The organism is Sphingopyxis sp. MC1 (assembly GCF_000371385.1).
GTDB lineage: Bacteria > Pseudomonadota > Alphaproteobacteria > Sphingomonadales > Sphingomonadaceae > Sphingopyxis > Sphingopyxis terrae.
Map to the genome: position 1 here is coordinate 23,168 of NZ_AOUN01000004.1, position 18,127 is coordinate 41,294.

The 18,127-nt window shown below is 64.8% G+C and carries 20 protein-coding genes; 6 read left to right on the forward strand and 14 right to left on the reverse strand.

The window, feature by feature from the left end:
* Positions 1–46: 46 nt before the first annotated feature.
* The 3 genes from groES to EBMC1_RS06890 form a co-directional block, all read right to left on the reverse strand.
* Complete coding sequence (gene groES / locus EBMC1_RS06880) at positions 47–334, reverse strand: co-chaperone GroES (protein ID WP_003042663.1); 288 nt, start codon at positions 332–334, stop codon at positions 47–49.
* Positions 335–457: 123 nt separating this feature from the next.
* Positions 458–1,855, reverse strand: coding sequence for an MATE family efflux transporter (locus tag EBMC1_RS06885; protein ID WP_003042665.1), 1,398 nt, complete (start codon positions 1,853–1,855; stop codon positions 458–460).
* A gap of 100 nt (positions 1,856–1,955) precedes the next feature.
* Complete coding sequence (locus tag EBMC1_RS06890) at positions 1,956–2,528, reverse strand: Pycsar system effector family protein (RefSeq protein ID WP_003042667.1); 573 nt, start codon at positions 2,526–2,528, stop codon at positions 1,956–1,958.
* 162 nt (positions 2,529–2,690) lie between these two features.
* Here EBMC1_RS06890 and EBMC1_RS06895 point away from each other — a divergent pair, with 162 nt between their 5' ends.
* The 3 genes from EBMC1_RS06895 (at position 2,691) to EBMC1_RS06905 (ending at position 6,297) form a co-directional block, all read left to right on the forward strand.
* Entirely contained in the window at positions 2,691–2,927 is a 237-nt protein-coding gene (locus EBMC1_RS06895; protein ID WP_040589850.1) for an acyl carrier protein, read from the forward strand.
* Between the two features lie 95 nt (positions 2,928–3,022).
* Complete coding sequence (spt, locus tag EBMC1_RS06900) at positions 3,023–4,225, forward strand: serine palmitoyltransferase (protein ID WP_003042671.1); 1,203 nt, start codon at positions 3,023–3,025, stop codon at positions 4,223–4,225.
* Positions 4,226–4,353: 128 nt separating this feature from the next.
* A complete protein-coding gene (locus tag EBMC1_RS06905) occupies positions 4,354–6,297 on the forward strand; it encodes an ATP-binding protein (RefSeq protein WP_231292877.1) in 1,944 nt (647 codons plus the stop codon).
* Here the strand turns inward: EBMC1_RS06905 and EBMC1_RS06910 are convergent.
* Genes EBMC1_RS06910 through EBMC1_RS06920 form a run of 3 tightly spaced genes read right to left on the reverse strand, consistent with a single transcriptional unit; the run spans position 6,294 to position 8,615 of the window.
* Entirely contained in the window at positions 6,294–7,154 is an 861-nt protein-coding gene (locus EBMC1_RS06910) for a hypothetical protein (RefSeq protein ID WP_003042674.1), read from the reverse strand. The genes EBMC1_RS06905 and EBMC1_RS06910 overlap by 4 nt on opposite strands.
* 8 nt (positions 7,155–7,162) lie before the next feature.
* A complete protein-coding gene (locus tag EBMC1_RS06915; RefSeq protein WP_003042677.1) occupies positions 7,163–8,134 on the reverse strand; it encodes a diacylglycerol/lipid kinase family protein in 972 nt (323 codons plus the stop codon).
* Positions 8,135–8,141: 7 nt separating this feature from the next.
* Complete coding sequence (locus EBMC1_RS06920) at positions 8,142–8,615, reverse strand: DUF2141 domain-containing protein (RefSeq protein WP_003042679.1); 474 nt, start codon at positions 8,613–8,615, stop codon at positions 8,142–8,144.
* Positions 8,616–8,737: 122 nt separating this feature from the next.
* Between EBMC1_RS06920 and lptF the strand changes: the two genes are divergently transcribed.
* Positions 8,738–9,946: an LPS export ABC transporter permease LptF gene (lptF, locus tag EBMC1_RS06925; protein ID WP_003042680.1), complete on the forward strand. Its 1,209-nt coding sequence runs from the start codon at positions 8,738–8,740 to the stop codon at positions 9,944–9,946.
* A 2-nt stretch (positions 9,947–9,948) separates the two neighbouring features.
* A complete protein-coding gene (gene lptG, locus EBMC1_RS06930) occupies positions 9,949–11,046 on the forward strand; it encodes an LPS export ABC transporter permease LptG (RefSeq protein WP_003042683.1) in 1,098 nt (365 codons plus the stop codon).
* A 174-nt stretch (positions 11,047–11,220) separates the two neighbouring features.
* Here lptG and pnp read toward each other — a convergent pair whose 3' ends face one another.
* From pnp to EBMC1_RS06970, 8 genes are all read right to left on the reverse strand, one after another.
* A complete protein-coding gene (pnp, locus tag EBMC1_RS06935; RefSeq protein WP_003042686.1) occupies positions 11,221–13,527 on the reverse strand; it encodes a polyribonucleotide nucleotidyltransferase in 2,307 nt (768 codons plus the stop codon).
* 254 nt (positions 13,528–13,781) lie between these two features.
* Complete coding sequence (gene rpsO / locus EBMC1_RS06940; protein ID WP_003042688.1) at positions 13,782–14,051, reverse strand: 30S ribosomal protein S15; 270 nt, start codon at positions 14,049–14,051, stop codon at positions 13,782–13,784.
* 24 nt (positions 14,052–14,075) lie between these two features.
* Positions 14,076–15,047 carry a tRNA pseudouridine(55) synthase TruB gene (gene truB / locus EBMC1_RS06945; RefSeq protein ID WP_040589768.1) on the reverse strand — a complete coding sequence of 324 codons (972 nt, stop codon included), beginning with the start codon at positions 15,045–15,047 and terminating at the stop codon, positions 14,076–14,078.
* 64 nt (positions 15,048–15,111) lie between these two features.
* A complete protein-coding gene (locus EBMC1_RS06950) occupies positions 15,112–15,543 on the reverse strand; it encodes a DUF6491 family protein (RefSeq protein ID WP_269208157.1) in 432 nt (143 codons plus the stop codon).
* Between the two features lie 53 nt (positions 15,544–15,596).
* Positions 15,597–15,866, reverse strand: a complete 270-nt coding sequence (locus EBMC1_RS06955; RefSeq protein ID WP_003042696.1) for a hypothetical protein — start codon at positions 15,864–15,866, stop codon at positions 15,597–15,599.
* A gap of 7 nt (positions 15,867–15,873) precedes the next feature.
* Positions 15,874–16,416: a GNAT family N-acetyltransferase gene (locus EBMC1_RS06960; protein WP_003042698.1), complete on the reverse strand. Its 543-nt coding sequence runs from the start codon at positions 16,414–16,416 to the stop codon at positions 15,874–15,876.
* Positions 16,409–17,023 (reverse strand): thymidine kinase, encoded by a 615-nt coding sequence (locus EBMC1_RS06965; RefSeq protein ID WP_003042700.1) that lies wholly within the window; start codon positions 17,021–17,023, stop codon positions 16,409–16,411. Before EBMC1_RS06965 ends, EBMC1_RS06960 begins: the two co-directional genes overlap by 8 nt.
* Before the next feature lie 41 nt (positions 17,024–17,064).
* Positions 17,065–17,496, reverse strand: a complete 432-nt coding sequence (locus tag EBMC1_RS06970) for an RrF2 family transcriptional regulator (RefSeq protein WP_003042702.1) — start codon at positions 17,494–17,496, stop codon at positions 17,065–17,067.
* An 80-nt stretch (positions 17,497–17,576) separates the two neighbouring features.
* On the opposite strand from EBMC1_RS06970, the gene EBMC1_RS06975 reads away from it, so the two are divergent.
* On the forward strand, positions 17,577–18,053 hold the full coding sequence (locus tag EBMC1_RS06975) for a group III truncated hemoglobin (RefSeq protein WP_003042706.1): 477 nt from the start codon (positions 17,577–17,579) through the stop codon (positions 18,051–18,053).
* The last annotated feature ends 74 nt before the right edge of the window (positions 18,054–18,127 follow it).

Consider the following 18,127-nt stretch of genomic DNA (forward strand, 5'->3'; position numbering starts at 1 on the left):
AAGCGCAGAAAACTGCGTAAATTCACACTGAAATCGGCAAACAGGCTCAGGCGAGAACGCCGAGGATGTCCGATTCCTTCATGATCAACAGCTCTTCGCCATCGACCTTGACTTCGGTGCCCGACCATTTGCCGAACAGAATGCGGTCGCCCGACTTGACGTCGAGCGGCGTCACCTTGCCATCTTCAGCCTTGCTGCCGGTGCCGACGGCGACGACTTCGCCTTCCTGCGGCTTTTCCTTGGCGGTGTCGGGAATGATGATGCCGCCAGCCGTCTTTTCTTCGGCTTCGATACGGCGGACGAGCACGCGGTCGTGCAGCGGACGAAATTGCATGGATGTCCCTCCAGTAATGCAATGGATGTCAGACTTAGCACTCACAGGGCGTGAGTGCTAACAAGCCGGCATATGGGTGGGAGTCAGATGGGCGTCAAGCAGCGCCGATCAACTTTTTTTTTGTCAGGCCGGAAGCAGACCGAGGCGCGCCCGCATCCCCCAGCGCATCAGCAGTACCGCCGACACCACGATGAGCCCGACCGCCAGACCGATCCACACGCCGACACCCGCGAGCGGGGTCCAGAAGCCAAGGTAGATGGCGGTGCCATAGCCCGCGATCCAGTAGCCGCAGACCGCGATGATCATCGGCACGCGCGTATCCTGAAGCCCGCGCAATACGCCTGCCGCAACCGTCTGGGCGCCGTCGAACAGCTGGAACGCAGCGGCCACGATCAGGAACTGCAGCGCAAAATGGACGAGCGCGGCGTTGCGCGCCGCATCGACATCGACGTAGATCGACAGCACGAGCCGCGGCGCGAGCCAGATCACCGCCGCGGTCACGACCATGAACCCGATACCGAGGATCAGCGACGCCTGCCCCGCGAGCGCAATGCCGCGATGGTCGCGCGCGCCATAGGAAAGGCCGACCCGGATCGTCGCCGCCTGCGCCACGCCGAACGGGATCTGGAAGGCGAGCGCCGCGATCTGGAGCGCGAGGGTGTGGCCGGCAAGCTGCGCCTCACCGATCCGGCCCATCAGGAAAGCGGCGCCGGTGAACAGCCCGGCCTCGGCCAGAATGATGAGGCCGATCGGGGTGCCGATGCGGAGCATTTCCCAGAAGCGGGGCCATTCGGAGCGCCACCAGTTGCCGAACAGATGATAACGGCGCAGCCGCCGGTCGGTCTGGATCACGATGATATAGGCGATCAGCATCACCGTGCTCGTGATGACGCTCGACAGCGCCGAGCCCTGCAGTCCGAGGGCCGGCATACCGAGATGGCCGAAGACGAGGCTCCAGTTGCCGAGGGCATTGACGAACAGCGCGAGGAAGGTGATCGCGGTGGCAATCGTCGGACGTCCGAGCGCCGAAACGAAGATGCGCAACACGCTCGCTGCGATCATCGGCACCATGCCCCACATCAGGATCAACAGGAAACTGGCGGCATGTGCCGTGATTTCGGGGTCTTGCCCGGTTGCGCGCATGATCGGGCCGCCCGCGGCACAGACACCCATGAACAGCACGGACACGATCGCACTGAGCCACAGCGCCATGCGGACGGTGCGCCGCACTTCGCGCACGGCATGTTTGCGCCGCCCGAGTTCGGCGGCGACGAGCGGCGCTGCGGCGCCGACGAGCCCTGTCCCGGTCCACAGCAACAAGCCGAAGATCGAGACGCCGAGCGACGAGGCGGCAAGCGGCGCATCGCCGAGCCGCGCCACGAAGATCACGTCGATCGCATGGACCATCATCTGCAGCAGGTTCGCCGCCGCCAGCGGCAGGGCGAGCGCCAGCGTCGCGCGAAATTCGGCGCGGAAAGTCTGCGGCTGATCCGCCGTCAGGGGGTGGGCCTGCTCGAGCATAGCCGGCCCGGATAGGCGCGCTTTTACGGCCGCTCAATAGCGCGCGAGCGCCGCGCGCGGTTTCGGATGCGGGGGTGATAAAAAGGCAACAATCGTTGCCTTAGCCCCTCCACGTCACCGCCATCTCATAGGCGAAGGCGAGGAAGGTCAGCGTCAGGCCGACGACGAACAGGCGATAGGCATAGGCGAGGTAGCGATATTTGCGCCGCGCGAGGACAAGACCGTTCTGGTAGGTGTCGCGCAGGATCGTTTCGTAAATATCCTCCTCGGTCCGCATCCGTGCCTTGACCGCGTCGATGAACTCGTCCTCCTCCATCTGCTCGAACCGGCCGAAGAAGAGGATATTGCTATGATCCTTGCCGTCGCGAAACACCGCCGGCGGCGCCTTGCCGACGCGAGGGAGAACCGCCGATATGGCGAGCAGCGCCGAGAGGAAAGAAAAGGTCGCCAGCACCGCGAGCGGCAGCGTGAAGGCCCCCGCCCCGGCGCGCGCCTGTCCGACCGCGAGGGTGAAGACCACGAAGGTCGCGCCCATCAGGATCGACGCCTTTTGATCGGCCATCTGCGACAATTGCATCGTGATCTGCTGATTGGTGCGCACGAGATGCACCGCGTTGGGCGGAAAGGATATGGCGGGCCGTTGCGGCGCCGCGTCCGATTTTTTGCTGTCCATCCAGCCCCCTCCCTGCCCCTTCAGCTTGCGGCGACCTTCGCCCGGATGGCACGAAGGACCGCGAACGGCAAGATGCTGCCCGATTGCCGCCGCAATCGCTTGCCAAGCGGGACGGGGCGCGGCATGCCCGCCCGCAGTTTTTTCATTATGGGACGCACCCGCATGAGCACCCCCCTCGCCGACCAGATCCACGGCCTGATCGAACCTTTCAACAAGAAGGGCGTCGCCCTGACCGACGCGACGACCTTTGCCGGCGACCTTGAATGGGACAGCCTGACGGTGATGGATTTCGTCGCCGAGGTCGAGGATACGTTCGACATCATCATCAGCATGAACATGCAGGCCGAGATCGAAACCGTCGGCCAGCTCGTCGCCGCGGTGGAAAAGCTGCAGGGCTGAAAATCTTGTGCTCCCCGGCGAAAGCCGGGGTCCACGCGACGTCGCGCGACCTATCTGGACCCCGGCTTTCGCCGGGGCACACGGAAGAAACGAATATGACCGACCTTTTCTCCAAATTCGATCCGCTCATCGAACAGCGCGCGGCGCTGCTCGCGACCGGCGTTACCGATCCCTTCAGCCTGGTGATGGAGAAAGTGCTCTCGCCCACCGTCGCGATCTGCAACGGGCGCGAAACGATCCTGCTCGGCACCTATAATTATATGGGCATGACCTTCGACGAGGATGTCATCGCCGCGGGCAAGGACGCGCTCGACAAGTTCGGCAGCGGCACCACCGGCAGCCGCGTCCTCAACGGCACCTATCAGGGGCACAAGGAGTGCGAGGACGCGCTGAAGGAATTTTACGCCATGGATCATGCCATGGTGTTCTCGACCGGATATCAGGCGAACCTCGGCATCATTTCGACGATCGCGGGCAAGGGCGACTATGTCATTCTCGACATCGACAGCCACGCATCGATCTATGACGGGTGCAAGATGGGCGACGCCGAAATCGTCGCTTTTCGCCACAACGATGTCGAAGCGCTCGAAAAGCGGCTGAAGCGCCTGCCCGCCGAGGCGGGCAAGCTCGTCGTGCTCGAAGGCGTCTATTCGATGCTCGGCGACGTTGCGCCGCTGAAGGAGATGATCCGCGTCTCCAAGGAAAATGGCGCGATGGTCCTCGTCGACGAAGCGCATTCGATGGGCTTCATCGGCGAACATGGCCGCGGCGTCGCCGAGGCGCAGGGCGTGATCGACGATGTCGACTTCATCATCGGCACCTTTTCGAAGAGCGTCGGCACCGTCGGCGGCTTCTGCGTGTCGAACCACCCGAAGTTCGAGATCTTGCGGCTCGTCTGCCGCCCGTACGTCTTCACCGCCTCGCTGCCGCCGAGCGTCGTCGCGACCGCGGCGACGAGCATCCGCAAGCTGATGCACGGATCGAACAAGCGCGCGCACCTGTGGGAAAATTCGAAGACGCTGCACAAGGGGCTGCAGGGTCTCGGCTTCACGCTGGGTACCGAAGAGCCGCAGTCGGCGATCATCGCGGTCATCATGCCCGACCTCGAAAAGGGCGCGATGATGTGGGAAGCGCTGCTCGAAGAAGGCCTCTACGTCAATCTCGCCCGCCCGCCCGCGACCCCCGCGGGTATGACGCTGCTGCGCTGCTCGCTCTGCGCCGAACATTCGAGCGAGCAGGTGAGCGAGATCCTCGGCCGCTTCGAGCGCGCGGGCAAGCGCGTGGGAATTATCGGCTGAACCGAGCCGCGCCGCCGACCAGCGGATTCATTTTCGGGGCGAACCGAGCGGAACGCCGCGTCGTGCGGTCTTCATCGCTTTGCCCCGGAACGCTTGTTGGATAGAAGATCAGCGTGTTCGAGCGGGATTTGGATCACGACAATGAGGGCCGTCGCGAACGGCTGCGCTTCTGGCTAACCGTCGGGCTGGGCGCGGTGCTGACCGGCGTCGTCGGCGCACTCATCATGCTGATGAGCCGTGCCAACGACAATTATGACCGCTCGCTGAGCTGGCAGGCGCACAGCCTGGAAGTGATTTCACAGACGCGCAGCCTTGATGCCGCGCTGGCGCGCGCCGAGGCGGCACTCGGCCGCTTCGCGGTCGGCCTGAAAAAGGAGGACGGCCGCGTCTTTCAGCAGCAGTGGGGGCTGTCGCAGCAATATCTCGCGCTGCTCCGCCGCAACGTCCGCGACAATCCGGAACAGGCGGCGCTGGTCAAGACACTGACCGCCGAACTCGACCGGCGCGGGACGCAGCTCGGCGATGCGGCGCTCAGCGCCAATTACAACCAGACCATTGCCGCGATCTCGAAATATAACGCCGCCGGACACGATGCCGCGCTGCTGCGCATCGACCGGCTGCTGACCGAATTGATCGGCAACGAACGCGCGATCCTTGCCAACCGCAACCAGCTTGCAGCCGCCGACCGCGCCAGCCTGAACCAGGCGATCCTGCTGTTCACCCTGCTCGCCGCCGCGGCGGCGGTGGTCGCGATCGCGGCGACCGTCTCGCTCGTCCGCGCACAGAGCGAACGGCGCGCGGCGCGGCGCGAACAGTTGATCGAAAGCGACCGCGCCATGGCGCTCGAGGCGGCGGTCAATGCGCGAACGGCCGAGCTGGCCGAAGCGAACAGCGCGCTGCGCAGCGAAATGGCCGAACGCGCCGCCGCCGAGGAGCAGCTTCGCCAGGCGCAGAAGATGGAAGCGGTCGGCCAGTTGACCGGCGGCATCGCGCATGATTTCAACAATATGCTCGCAGTCGTCGTCGGCGGGCTGGAACTTGCGCAGCGGTGGATCGGCGAAGCGCCCGAAAAGGCGCAGCGCCATATCGGCAATGCGATGGACGGGGCCAATCGCGCCGCCGACCTGACCCGCCGCCTGCTGGCCTTCGCACGGTCCGAACCCGCGCGCCCCGAAATGACGCCGATCGACGCCTGCATCGCGGGCTTTTCGGAATTGATCGGGCGCACGATCGGCGACCGCATCGCGCTGACGCTCGACCTTCAGACCGAAGGGCTCGCCTGCTGGGTCGACAAGCAGCAATTCGAAAATGCGCTGCTCAACCTTGCCGTCAACGCGCGCGACGCGATGGACGGGCACGGGTCGCTGACGATCCGGACGCTGCGCGACGAAGAGGACAGTACCGCCGCGCTGGCGGTCGAGGTGATCGATACCGGTTGCGGCATGTCGCCCGAGGTGCTCAAGCGCGTGTTCGACCCCTTCTACACCACGAAGCCCGCGGGTCAGGGCACGGGCCTGGGGATGAGTCAGGTCTTTGCCTTTTGCCGCCAGTCAGGCGGCGAGGTGCAGATTCATTCGGTCGAGGGCGAAGGCACGCGCGTTGCGATGCTGCTGCCCGTCGCAAAGCCGCAGGCCGAAGCGGCGGCGCCCGCGGGCGGTTCCGATGCCGCGGCGAGCGAACCGCCGACGGACGCGATGCGCATCCTGGTGGTCGAGGACGACGAGCGCGTCCTGACCGCCACCGTCGACGCCGTGACCGAGCTTGGCCATCAAGCGATCGCTTGCGACGATCCGCGCGCCGCCGCCGGGCTGGTCGAAGCGCATGGCGGGTTCGACCTGATCCTCAGCGACGTGCTGATGCCCGGCCTGACCGGCCCCGAAATGGTCGCAGAACTGAAGGAACGCTGGCCCGATCTGTCGGTGCTGTTCGTCACCGGCTATGCGGGCGACGCCAGCGAGTTCGAAAGCTTTGGCGACCACGACGTGCTGCGCAAGCCCTTTACGCTGAACGCGCTCGAACAGGCGATCCGCCGCTGCGGCGATGCGCGCGCACCGGAGCGCGTCGCTTCCTAGCGGATTGCGCCGCTCTTCACGAGGCGCGGCACCAGCGTCAGCGCAGCGACCAACGGCCAGCGGCGCTGCCACGGCTTGATCTCTATCTTGGTGCCCGCATGGCGGTTGATCTTCCACGCGAGATAATCGATCCCGCCGGCATAGGTCAGGCTGGCCTTGGCAAGCCGCACGATGCTGAGCAGCTTGCCCTCGATCCGCCGCCGCGCCCAGCCGCCGCTGGCGGCACCGGCCGGGATTGCCGCCATCGCCGGCAGGCTGAAGCGGTCGTAGCGCGCGGCGTCGGCATCGACGACCGACTGCGCCCGGCCGCTGCGTTCGGCGCGCAATTCGACCGAATAGGTCAGCGAAAAGGCGCGCCGCCACCAATCGAGCGGCGCCTCGCCATCGACCGATCCCGCCGCAGCAAGCAATGTCGGCGCGGCGCGTGCCACCGCCGCCACCGCGCGGTCCCGCGCGGTATCGTCGACTGCCCAGACGAGCCGCGACGGCTGGGCGAAGCGCGCCCAGACAGATACGTTGCGCGTTTCAGGGCCGTTCAGCCGCTGAAAATCACCTTCGCTGAGCACCGCATATTTGGCGATCAGCCCGTCATGCTCGAACGGAAAGACGTTTGGCGGGATGAGGCGGTTGGCGGCCGCGAGCCAGCGCTTCGGATAGGCATCGCCATAGTCCGAAACGATCAGATAGAAATCGAGCATCAGCCCGTCGAGTTCGCTCTCGCGCAGGCAGCTGCCGTAGAAGAGCACAGCGCGGGCGCTGCCCGGATAGCGGGCAGCTATCGCCGACGCCATCGCAGCGACGCGCGGATCGACGCGTATCGCAAGCTCTTCGCGGACGAGATCGGTAAGCGCCGACATGCGAGCGCTCAGGCGGCGAGGCGCAGGAAGGGCACCGGCTGGGTCGAGGTCAGGATGATCGGCCGGCCGTGCTTTGCCTCGAAAATCTCGCCGTCGAGGATGACGTTCGAGCGTTCGCCCTCGATACGGATCTCATCGCCCTGTTCGAAATGGACCCCGGCGAGCTGATGCTGGCCGAGGGTCCCGCGCCAGGTGGCCCCGAGCATGCGGAACAGCGCGCCGACGCTGCGATCGACCGCGAGCAATTTCATTCGCCCGTCGCCGCCGTGCGTATCGCTGGTGCGGATACTCAGCAGCAGCTTTTCCAGTGTCGTGACGATGAGCAGCGAGAATTTGCCCTTGAGCTGGCCCTGGCGGATCAGCGACACGGTCAGCGGCTCGGGCTTCGGCGGCAGGCGCCCGCCGCCAATGCCGAAGATGATCGCGAAAAGCCCAAGGATCGCGGCCAGCACATGCGACAGGCCGTTCGGTAGGCCGAGCGGATAGATGCGATTGCGGCAATAGAGCATCACGTCAGCCAGATAGGCACCGCCCAGGAACATGCCGAGCACGGGGCGATTGCCGCCGCTGTCGAGCGCGATCAACTGCCGTTCGATGACATGATCCTCAAGACGACCATTCGACACGAGTTCGACGACGCGCTCGAGCGCCTTGATCGGATCGCCTTCGGCGCCGAGATCGAGCGCGATCAAATTGGTCTTGCCGTTCGGCAGCACCGCGACAGGCGGCGGCGAACCGCCAAAATGGCCGCCCGAATAAAGTTCGGTCAGCGCGGCCTGAACGGTGCCGTCACCGCCGTTGATCGCGACGATGCGCGGGCTGACCATGGCGATCGTACGGATCGCTTCACCGATCTGGTCGACATCCTCGACCTCGTAATGAAAAATGTCGGGGTGCGCCGCGCAATATTCCCGAACCCGCGGCAACAGGGCACGATTTCCCGTTGAGCGCGGATTGGAAAGAAGGGCGACGCTTGCCATCGGGCCCCTACATATATTTCATGGTGATCGAGATCGTCTTCGGCGCGTTGCCGACATCGAACCCCGTCTTCTTGTAGCTCGGCTTGCCGAGGTTGAAGATGTTGATGCTCGGGTTGTTCGACATGCCGCCGCCGTCCGAGGTCAGGTCGGTCTTGCCATTGCCGTTGACGTCGTGGCGCACCGCAATGCCATAGTGTCCCGCTTCGGGCAGCGGCACGCAGACGGTCATAGACCCGGCCTGTGCCGGCACTTCGACACGGGTGATCCAGCGGCCCTTGGCGAGCCAATCGGACGCAGTGGCACGATAGCTTTGAACACGAATCTTGCCCGTCCCGGCCTTGACGCCGTTGATGTGGACGAGGGTGGACGGACCGCTCCGGCATTTCGACAGGTCGTTGGTGATAACCTGTCCCTCTGCGTTCGCTGCCACGGATACGGCGAGCAGAGCCACGCAGAGCGACGCCGACATAAATTTCGACATGACGCATTAGCTCCCAGTGGTTATAGCCACGCCAGCACCGAGCCGACATGGGTCCCTGTTGCCCTTGAATCCGGATATCGGAACCATTTGCGGCCAAATCATGGTGATGGGGCGACGAAAGATTGAATAGACTGCCCGCCATCGACCGTTACATTGCGCGGCTCATCTTCTTTCCCATGCTCGGTACGCTGGTCCTTTCGGCCATGCTGCTGGTGCTGGAAAAGATGCTGCGCCTGTTCGATTTCGTCGCGACCGAAGGCGGTCCGGTGAGCGTCGTGTGGCGGATGCTCGCCAATCTTATCCCCGAATATCTGTCGCTTGGCATCCCGATCGGGCTGATGCTCGGCATCCTGCTCGCCTTCCGCCGGCTCGCGACATCGAGCGAGCTCGACGTGCTGCGCGGGGTGGGGATGAGCTTCGGACGGCTGATGCGCGTACCCTATGCCTTTGCCTTCGCGCTGGCGCTGCTCAACCTCGCGATCGTCGGTTTTATCCAGCCCTATGCGCGCTACGCCTATGAAGGGCTGCGCTTCGAATTGCGGTCGGGCGCGCTCGGCGCGTCGATCAAGGTCGGCGAATTCACCAAATTGGGCAGCCGGATGACGCTGCGCATCGAGCAGAGCTATAACGAGGGGCGCAATCTGCGCGGCATCTTCGTGCGCGGCGAGAACAAGGACGGGCAAAGCGTTTCGGCAACCGCCGCCGAGGGCCAGTTTCTTGCCACTGACGATCCCGACACGATCATCCTGCGCCTGACGCGCGGCGTGCTGATCCATGAATCGCCGAAATTCGCGGTGCCGCGGGTCTTGACCTTCGACAGCCACGATCTGCCGATCCCGCTACCCAAGATCGAGGCGTTCCGTACCCGGGGCGGCGCCGATCGCGAACTCACCATCCCCGAATTGCTGGTCGTCGGGCACGATCAGGCCGAGCCGTTGGCGACGCGGCTCGAATCGCGGGCGAATTTCCACTTCCGCATCGTCGAGGTGGTGTCGATGTTCTTCATCCCGCTGATGGCGATCGCGCTGGCGATTCCGCCCAAGCGATCGACAAGCTCGCTGGGCGTCTTCCTGTCGATCGTGCTGCTCGTCACCCAGCACAAGATCAACGAATATGCCGAAGCGCTGGGCGCGCGCGGTGCGGTCGATCCGCTGCTGGCGCTGTGGATTCCGCTGCTGCTGTTCGGCGCGCTCGCGGTGTGGATGTATTATACGGTGGCGCATGTCCCGGGCGGCCAGCCGATCGGCGCGCTCGAGCGCGTCGCGGCCAAGGCAGGGCAGAAAATCCGCGCCTTCATCCGCCTGTTCCAGCGCAAACAGCAGCCTATCTGACGATGAACCAGCTCCATTTCTTTCCGTCGCGAACCATGGCGCTCTATGTCGGGCGGCTGTTTCTGGTACGCAGCTTCGCGATCCTGTTCGCGCTCGTGCTGGTGCTCCAGACGCTCGACCTGCTGGGCGAGAGCGGCAAGATCTTGTCGGTCGCGGGCAACAGCGACAGCGACGTGTGGCGCTATGTCGGGCTGCGCCTGCCGCAGATCATCGAAACCTTTCTGCCCTTCTCCGTTCTGCTCGGGACGATCTTGACGCTGATCACGCTCAACCAGAACAGCGAGGTCATCGCGATGAAGGCGTCGGGCATGTCGGCGCATCAGGTGCTGGCGCCGCTGTTCCTCGCCGCACTGTTCGTCGCCGCGATCAGCTTCGGCTTCAACGAAAGGATCGTGACGCGCGCGACCGCGGCGCTCGCCGCCTGGCAGAAGGTCGAATATGCGCAAATTCCGAAAGACACCGGGATTCGATCGAACATTTGGGTTCGCGACGGCAATAATCTGATCAATGCCGCGACCGTCAGCGGCACCGGGACGGCGATCACGCTGCACGGCGTGCGCATCTATGAACGGTCGGGCGGCGTATTGTCCTCGATATTGTCGGGCGACAGCGCGCGGCCGGTCGCGGGTGGGTGGGAACTCACCAACGCCAAGCGCTTCCTGCGCCGCGCCGGTATCGTCCAGCCGCTCGGCACCATCGTCGCCGCGCCGGGCGTGCGTCCCGACCAGTTCACGCTGGCACAGGTCGACGGCGATCAACTGCCCTTCACCGAGCTCAAATCGGCAATCGCGGATCTCGAGGCTGCGGGGCGACCCGTCGATGCGCTGAAAGGCGTGTTGTGGCACAAGATCTCGGGGCCGCTCTCGGCGGTCCTGATGCCGCTGCTCGGCGCCGTCGCGGCATTCGGCCTGGCGCGATCGGGCAAGCTGTTCGTTCGCGCCATCATCGGCATGGCGCTGGGCTTCGCCTATTTCGTCGCCGACAATTTCGCGCTCGCGATGGGCGACCTCGGCGCCTACTCCCCCTTCCTCGCCGCATGGGGGCCCTTCATCCTGTTCGCGCTGATCGGCGAAATGATCCTGATCCGGACCGAGGAATAGCGTCCGGACTCCGGACGCATAGCCGCCGCCCCCCAAGCACCGCCCTGTTTCGGGCCCGGCCCGAATGTTTCGACGGGCAGGCCGACGCCCCTCTCCCCACCCGGAGGCCGACAGCGCCCAAAAGAAAAGGGGCCGCTTTCGCGGCCCCTTCGCATTGGTTCGAGGGTCGAAGGATCAGTCCTTCAGGAAGTCGGGCACATGACCCTGATCTTCCGGACCGTCTTCGCTGCGCTCGCGGCGCGGGCCGCGGTCGCCGCCGTCGCGGCGGGGGCCGCGATCGCGGCCGCCACGGCCACGGTCGCCACGATCGCCGCCGTCACGGCGCGGACCACGATCACCGCGCGGTTCGCGGGGTTCGCGCGCCGGACGCGTGTCTTCCAGTTCCTCGCCGGTTTCCTGATCGACGACGCGCATCGACAGGCGGACCTTGCCGCGCGGATCGATCTCGAGGACCTTGACCTTGACTTCCTGGCCTTCGGACAGAACGTCGGCGACCTTTTCGACGCGTTCGTTCTTGATTTCCGACACGTGGACGAGGCCGTCCTTGCCGCCCATGAAATTCACGAAGGCACCGAAATCGACGAGGTTCACGACCTTGCCGTTATAGATTTTGCCGACTTCGGCTTCCTCGACGATGCCGAGGATCCACGCCTTGGCGGCTTCGATCTGCGCGGTGTCCGACGAGGCGATCTTGATCGTGCCTTCGTCGTCGATGTCCACCTTCGCGCCGGTCGTCGCGACGATTTCGCGGATGACCTTGCCGCCGGTGCCGATGACGTCCCGGATCTTCGACTTGTCGATTGTGATCGTTTCGATACGCGGCGCATGCGCCGACAATTCGCTGCGGACTTCGCCGAGCGCCTTGTTCATTTCGCCGAGGATGTGCGCGCGGCCTTCCTTGGCCTGCGCCAGCGCCTTTTCGAAGATTTCCTTGGTGATGCCGGCAATCTTGATGTCCATCTGCATCGTGGTGATGCCTTCGGACGTACCCGCCACCTTGAAGTCCATGTCGCCGAGGTGATCTTCGTCACCCAGGATGTCCGACAGGATTGCGAAATCTTGGCCTTCGAGGATCAGGCCCATCGCGATGCCCGACACCGGGCGCGCGATCGGCACGCCAGCATCCATCATCGCAAGGCTGCCGCCACACACCGACGCCATCGACGACGAACCGTTGGATTCGGTGATGTCGCTGGTCAGACGGATGGTATAGGGGAAATCTTCCTTCTTAGGCAGCACGGGATGCAGCGCACGCCACGCCAGCTTGCCGTGGCCGACTTCGCGGCGGCCCGGCGCGCCGAAGCGGCCGACTTCGCCGACCGAATAGGGCGGGAAGTTATAGTGCAGCATGAAGTTCTGATACGACAGGCCGTTGAGGCCGTCGATCATCTGTTCGGCTTCCTTGGTGCCCAGCGTGCAGGTCGCGATCGTCTGGGTTTCACCGCGGGTGAACAGCGCCGAACCGTGCGCGCGCGGCAGGAAGTGCGTTTCGGCGACGATCGGACGGATCTGCGTTGTCGTGCGGCCGTCGATGCGCTTGCCGTCCTTCAGGATCGCCGTGCGGACGATTTCGGCTTCCAGCTTCTTGGTCAGCTTGATGCCGGCCATGACTTCCTGCGGGCTGAGGCCGTCGGCTGCAAATTGTTCCTTCGCCTTCGCGCGCGCTTCGTTGAGCGCGTTCGAACGGGCCGACTTGTCGGTCAGCTTGTAGGCGGCGGCTATGTCCTTGCCGATCAGCTTCTTGAGCTTGTCCTTGATCGCCGCATTTTCGTCCGACGATGCGATTTCCCAAGGTTCCTTGGCAGCCTGTTCGGCAAGCTTGATGATCGCCTTCACGACTTCGCGGCACGCATCGTGCGCGAACATCACGGCGCCGAGCATGACCTCTTCCGACAGCTCGTTCGCTTCGGATTCGACCATCATCACCGCGTCGTGCGTCGCCGCGACGACGAGGTCGAGGTCGCCTTCGGCAACCTGTTCGTCGGTCGGGTTGAGGATATATTCACCGTCGAGATAGCCGACGCGCGCAGCGCCGATCGGACCCATGAAGGGCACGCCCGAAATGGTGAGCGCGGCCGAGGCCGCGACCATCGCGAGGATGTCGGGTTCATTGTGGCCGTCATAGCTCAGCACCTGAGCGATGGCGTTGATCTCGTTATAGAAACCTTCGGGGAACAGCGGGCGGATCGGACGGTCGATCAGACGACTGACCAGCGTTTCCTTTTCGGTCGCGCCGCGTTCGCGCTTGAAGAAGCCGCCGGGGATGCGCCCCGCGGCCGAATATTTTTCCTGATAGTGGACGGTCAGGGGGAAAAAGTCCTGCCCTTCCTTCACCGACTTGGCGGCGGTTACGGCGCACAGGACGACCGTTTCACCCAGTGTCGCCATCACGGCGCCGTCGGCCTGACGGGCAACCTTGCCCGTTTCGAGAGTCAGCGTTTCACCGCCCCACTCGATCGATACTTTTTTCACGTCAAACATGGAATTTCCTTCGCCCGCCGGGCCCTATGCCGGGCGGGGCCTCTGTTCCGGGCAATCCGGCCCGGGCGGGTCGGGGCGTCTGTCTGCCCCTATGGCGGTCCCGCCGGATGCGGGAACGGCCCTTTAAGCATGTGTCCCCGCGAAGGCGGGGACCCAGTTCTGCCAGTTCGGTGCAAGCCCGCCCTGGATCCCCGCCTGCGCGGGGATAACGCAATACGTAAACGGCCCCCGAAGCCGGGGGCCGAACGATTGCGTTACTTGCGAAGACCCAGCTTCGCGATCAGGTCGGTGTAGCGTCCCTCGTCCTTCTTCTTGAGATAGTCGAGGAGGCTGCGGCGCTTGTTGACCATCATCAGCAGCCCGCGGCGGCTGTGATTGTCCTTGGCGTGCGACTTGAAATGGCCGGTCAGCGTGTTGATGCGGTCGGTCAGGATCGCGACCTGCACTTCGGGCGAACCCGTATCGCCCTTTTCGCGGGCATGTTCCTTGATGAGTTCGGCCTTGCGTTCGGCGGTAATCGACATGTGCTTCGTCCTTCGAACATCCTGTTACAGATTGAAGCCCCGCACGACCTTCAGCGTTCCCGCCAAAGCCTCTATCAATGCCACGGGCCGATCGTCGGCGTCGCGTCCCCAATAGAGCCCGTCCTGCGTGCTTCCCCCGGTCCAGACACGACCCTGACGGATCGCCCCTGCCGCTTCCGGGGAAAGGTCCAGAGCCGGGATGTCGACCAGCCCTGCCTCCAGCGGCAGAAATATCTCTGATTGGGCGGCGCCTTGGCCGAAAGCGTTCAATTTGTCCAGCGAAATCGCCTGATCCAGCGCGAAGGGGCCCGCCTTCGTCCGGCGCAACATGGTGACATGCCCGACGGTGCCGACCGCCCGCGCAATGTCGCGCGCAAGGCTGCGGATATAGGTGCCCTTCGAAACATGTGCCGTGAGGGTGATGGAATCGAGCCGCTCCGCCCCCTCCGCGTCACCCCGGCGAAGGCCGGGGTCTCGCCGTTCCGAGTTAGAACCGCCAACGGCGAGATCCCGGCCTTCGCCGGGATGACGGATGCCTAGGGCATGGATCGTCACCGCCCGCGCCTTCATCTCGACCGTTTCGCCGGCGCGCGCGCGGTCATAGGCGCGCTCGCCGTCGATCTTGATCGCCGAATAGGCGGGCGGCACCTGTTCGATCGGCCCGGTAAAGCGCGGCAGAATCGCCGCAACTTCCGAAAGCCGCGGCCGCACGTCGCTGGTCGCAACGACGTCGCCCTCCGCGTCGAGCCCGGCGGTCTCGGTCCCGAACGCGATCGTGAAATCATAGACCTTGCTCGCGTCGAGCATGCGCCCGCACAGCTTCGTCGCCTCGCCGAGCGCGATCGGCAGCACGCCCGAGGCAAGCGGGTCGAGCGTCCCGCCATGGCCGACCTTGACCTTGCCCAGCCCGGCTTCGCGGCACACGCGCTTCACCGCGGCGACCGCCTGCGTCGAGCCGAGCCCGACGGGCTTGTCCATTATGATCCATCCGTTCATCGCCGCGCGGGCTAGGCCGCTCGGGCGATGCTTGTCAATTCGACCGGGATCGATTCGATTGGGCTCAATTCGACTTGGCGGCGTCCGCAGCGACCTTGGCAGCTTTCTCCGCCTCGCGCGCCGCCTTGCGCTCTTCCTTGGTCGGCGGCGGCGCCGACGTCACGAAGGACGAAATCGCACAGCGCTCGCCGCGCACCAGAAGCGACGCGAACTTGTCGAGCCGCGAGGTTCCGCGCGTGTCGACGCCGATCGCCTGCGCAAAATCGATGTCGCGGCACGGACCGAAGAAGGTCGCATAATACCAGTCGCGGCGGCTGTCCTGAATCCACACGCCATCCTCGCCATCGGCCTGAAAGGTACGGATCGTCGCATTACTGGGAAAGCTGATGCCGGTTTCGACGCCCAGCGCGCGCGATTCCTGCGGTGCCCTTTCGGCCGCCACAGTTGCTGAAAGGGGGAGCAAGGCGGCGGCCAGGGAGAGCGCAAGAGTTTTCATGGCGACTCATCTAGCGCGAACTGGCTGAACTCATGCTGACTGAGGCCGCAATCCTAGCGACGGCGCGCGACCGGCCATAGCAGCAATCCCGCCATGAAAGCCGTACCGGCATATAGGAACCAGGATCGCGGGGCGAACGTGAATGGGTTCCAGAATAGGAGCAGGTTGAGTGCGTGCCCGGCCAGCAGTGCCAACCACAGCGCACGCCGCGTGCGCCCCCACCAGCGCCGCGCCGCGAACCGGTCGATGATCAATGTGAACAGCAGCGTCACCGCCGTGCACACGATCCATGCAAATCCCATAAAAAGCCAAGCCACGCCCATCGCCGGACTATGGCCGGGCAGCCCAATCGTCCGCAAGAAGGCCAAATAACCCAGTATGCCGCAAATAGCCGGTCCAGGTGATGCGTTCGGCGCGTAGCACGCCCTCCTTGACCGCGCCGAGCTTCCCGACCGCCGCCTGACTGCGTGCATTGCGTTCATCGATGCGGAATTCGATCCGGCGGATGCCGACTGCAAACGCATGATCGATCATCAGTTTCTTGACACGCCCATTGAACCCCGTGCCGCGCGCGGCGGGTTCGATATAGCTGTTGCCGATCTCCACCGTCTGCGCCGACACATCGGGACGCAGATAAGCGGTCATGCCGACCAGCCGATCGCCGTCGATGATCGCATAGGGCATCCGGCTTTCATGCCCGATCAGCGTGTCGAAGCTCGCGTCGAAATGATCGGGATCGAAGCTCGACGAATAGATCGGCCAGATGTCGGCATCGGCGGCGCAGGCGGCGCGCAGCGCCTCGCGGTGCGGCTCGGCCAGCTTGACGAGCCGGAGGTCGCCGTCGGCCAGTTCGACATAAAGCCGGTCAAGCATCGGCGACCGCCTCCTGCAAAGCCTCTGCCGCAGCCCGGCGCTTGGCCATGAAATGGCGGCGGCACATGGCGACATAGCGGTCGTTGCCGCCGATCTCGGTCTGCGCGCCCGCGACCACCGCTCGGCCGGCGGCATCGACGCGCAGGTTCATCGTCGCCTTGCGCCCGCATTCGCACACCGCCTTCAGTTCGACCAGCGCGTCGGCGATGCCGAGCAACGCCGCCGAGCCGGGAAAGAGATCGGCCGCAAAATCGGTGCGCAGCCCGTAACAGAGGACCGGAATATCGGCCTCGTCGGCGAGCCGCGCCAGCGCAAACACCTGATCTTTCGAAAGGAACTGCGCCTCGTCGATCAGCACGCATGCCAGCGGGCGCCGCCGATGCTCGTCGCTCACCGCGGCCCACAGGTCGCTTTCGGGATCGAATTTATGCGCCTCGGCGAGCAGGCCGATGCGGCTGGTGATCTGCCCCGCGCCGTAGCGGTCGTCGAGCGCGGCGGTCCACAGCATCGTCTCCATCCCGCGCTCGCGATAGTTGAAATCCGCCTGCAGCAGCGTCGTCGACTTGCCCGCGTTCATGCTGGCATAATAGAAATAGAGCTTGGCCATGACATGAGCGATACCGCCTCGGCGGCGCCGCGCAAGCCCAATCAGGCGGCGCCGAGCAGCGCGCGAAAGCGCGCCGGCTGCGGCAGCAGATCGGCGAGCGTGTAGCCGTCGAGATGCGCGGTGAAGGCTGCCAGCGCCCCGGCGAGCGCGCCCTGCAATCCGCAGCCGCCGCGCACCGGGCAGGTCGACGTCGCGGGGTTCATACACTCGACGAAGCCGTCCAACCTTTCGAGCTCGCGGACGACCGCGCCGACGATCACCGTCTCGGGCGCCTTGGCGAGCGTCAGCCCGCCTCCGCGTCCGCGCTGCGCCGCGACATAGCAAAGCGCCTGCAGCCGCTGCGCCACCTTGGCGAGATGATTGCGCGACACGCCATATTGGCCAGCGATCTCGTCGACCGACATCTGCCGCCCGGTCGCCGCCAGCGCCATCAGGATGCGCAGCGCATAGTCGCTGTGAAGGCTCAATCGCATAAAATAGGTATATGAAATATTGCTTTTATGCGCAAGGCCGATAAAGCGGCAAATGAAATGCCGTTTATCGAGTCGAGGCAATGAAGAAGACCGTCCCCGCCCACCCCCATGCCATCGCCGCGCGCGAGGACCGGCGCGCCGCCGCCATCGCGATGGGAGTCGACGAAGCCTTTATCGCGACGCTCGTCGATCGCTTCTATGCCGCGATCCGGCGCGACGCCCTGCTTGGCCCGATCTTCGGCGAACGCATCCACGACTGGCCCGCGCACCTCGCGCAGATGAACCGCTTCTGGCAGTCGATCCTGCTCGGCGCCGGAAATTTCACCGGCAATCCGATGGCCAAGCATCTTGCGATCCCGACCATCGGCGAACGCCATTTCCAGCATTGGCTCGGGCTCTTTTATGCCACGCTGCGCGACGTGGCGCCGAGCGAAGGGGCGGTCGCGCTGGTCGGTGCGCGGGCGCGGATGATCGCCGAAAGTCTGCTCACCGGTATCGCCGTCCACCGCGACCGCGACCCCGACATCACCCGCCGGATGGTGCTGCCCCACGTCTGATACCCGCCGCGCGCCCGCAGCCGCCGACACCGCAGCTTGACTCGCCTGCCCCCGCTGTCATGCTGCGCACAAAA

Coding starts and splice junctions, on each gene's coding strand:
- groES (WP_003042663.1), bottom strand. CDS start 334: ATGCAATTTCGTCCGCTGCACGACCGCGTGCTCGTCCGCCGTATCGAA.
- EBMC1_RS06885 (WP_003042665.1), bottom strand. CDS start 1,855: ATGCTCGAGCAGGCCCACCCCCTGACGGCGGATCAGCCGCAGACTTTC.
- EBMC1_RS06890 (WP_003042667.1), bottom strand. CDS start 2,528: ATGGACAGCAAAAAATCGGACGCGGCGCCGCAACGGCCCGCCATATCC.
- EBMC1_RS06895 (WP_040589850.1), top strand. CDS start 2,691: ATGAGCACCCCCCTCGCCGACCAGATCCACGGCCTGATCGAACCTTTC.
- spt (WP_003042671.1), top strand. CDS start 3,023: ATGACCGACCTTTTCTCCAAATTCGATCCGCTCATCGAACAGCGCGCG.
- EBMC1_RS06910 (WP_003042674.1), bottom strand. CDS start 7,154: ATGTCGGCGCTTACCGATCTCGTCCGCGAAGAGCTTGCGATACGCGTC.
- EBMC1_RS06915 (WP_003042677.1), bottom strand. CDS start 8,134: ATGGCAAGCGTCGCCCTTCTTTCCAATCCGCGCTCAACGGGAAATCGT.
- EBMC1_RS06920 (WP_003042679.1), bottom strand. CDS start 8,615: ATGTCGAAATTTATGTCGGCGTCGCTCTGCGTGGCTCTGCTCGCCGTA.
- lptG (WP_003042683.1), top strand. CDS start 9,949: ATGAACCAGCTCCATTTCTTTCCGTCGCGAACCATGGCGCTCTATGTC.
- pnp (WP_003042686.1), bottom strand. CDS start 13,527: ATGTTTGACGTGAAAAAAGTATCGATCGAGTGGGGCGGTGAAACGCTG.
- rpsO (WP_003042688.1), bottom strand. CDS start 14,051: ATGTCGATTACCGCCGAACGCAAGGCCGAACTCATCAAGGAACATGCC.
- truB (WP_040589768.1), bottom strand. CDS start 15,047: ATGAACGGATGGATCATAATGGACAAGCCCGTCGGGCTCGGCTCGACG.
- EBMC1_RS06950 (WP_269208157.1), bottom strand. CDS start 15,543: ATGAAAACTCTTGCGCTCTCCCTGGCCGCCGCCTTGCTCCCCCTTTCA.
- EBMC1_RS06955 (WP_003042696.1), bottom strand. CDS start 15,866: ATGGGCGTGGCTTGGCTTTTTATGGGATTTGCATGGATCGTGTGCACG.
- EBMC1_RS06960 (WP_003042698.1), bottom strand. CDS start 16,416: ATGCTTGACCGGCTTTATGTCGAACTGGCCGACGGCGACCTCCGGCTC.
- EBMC1_RS06965 (WP_003042700.1), bottom strand. CDS start 17,023: ATGGCCAAGCTCTATTTCTATTATGCCAGCATGAACGCGGGCAAGTCG.
- EBMC1_RS06970 (WP_003042702.1), bottom strand. CDS start 17,496: ATGCGATTGAGCCTTCACAGCGACTATGCGCTGCGCATCCTGATGGCG.
- EBMC1_RS06975 (WP_003042706.1), top strand. CDS start 17,577: ATGAAGAAGACCGTCCCCGCCCACCCCCATGCCATCGCCGCGCGCGAG.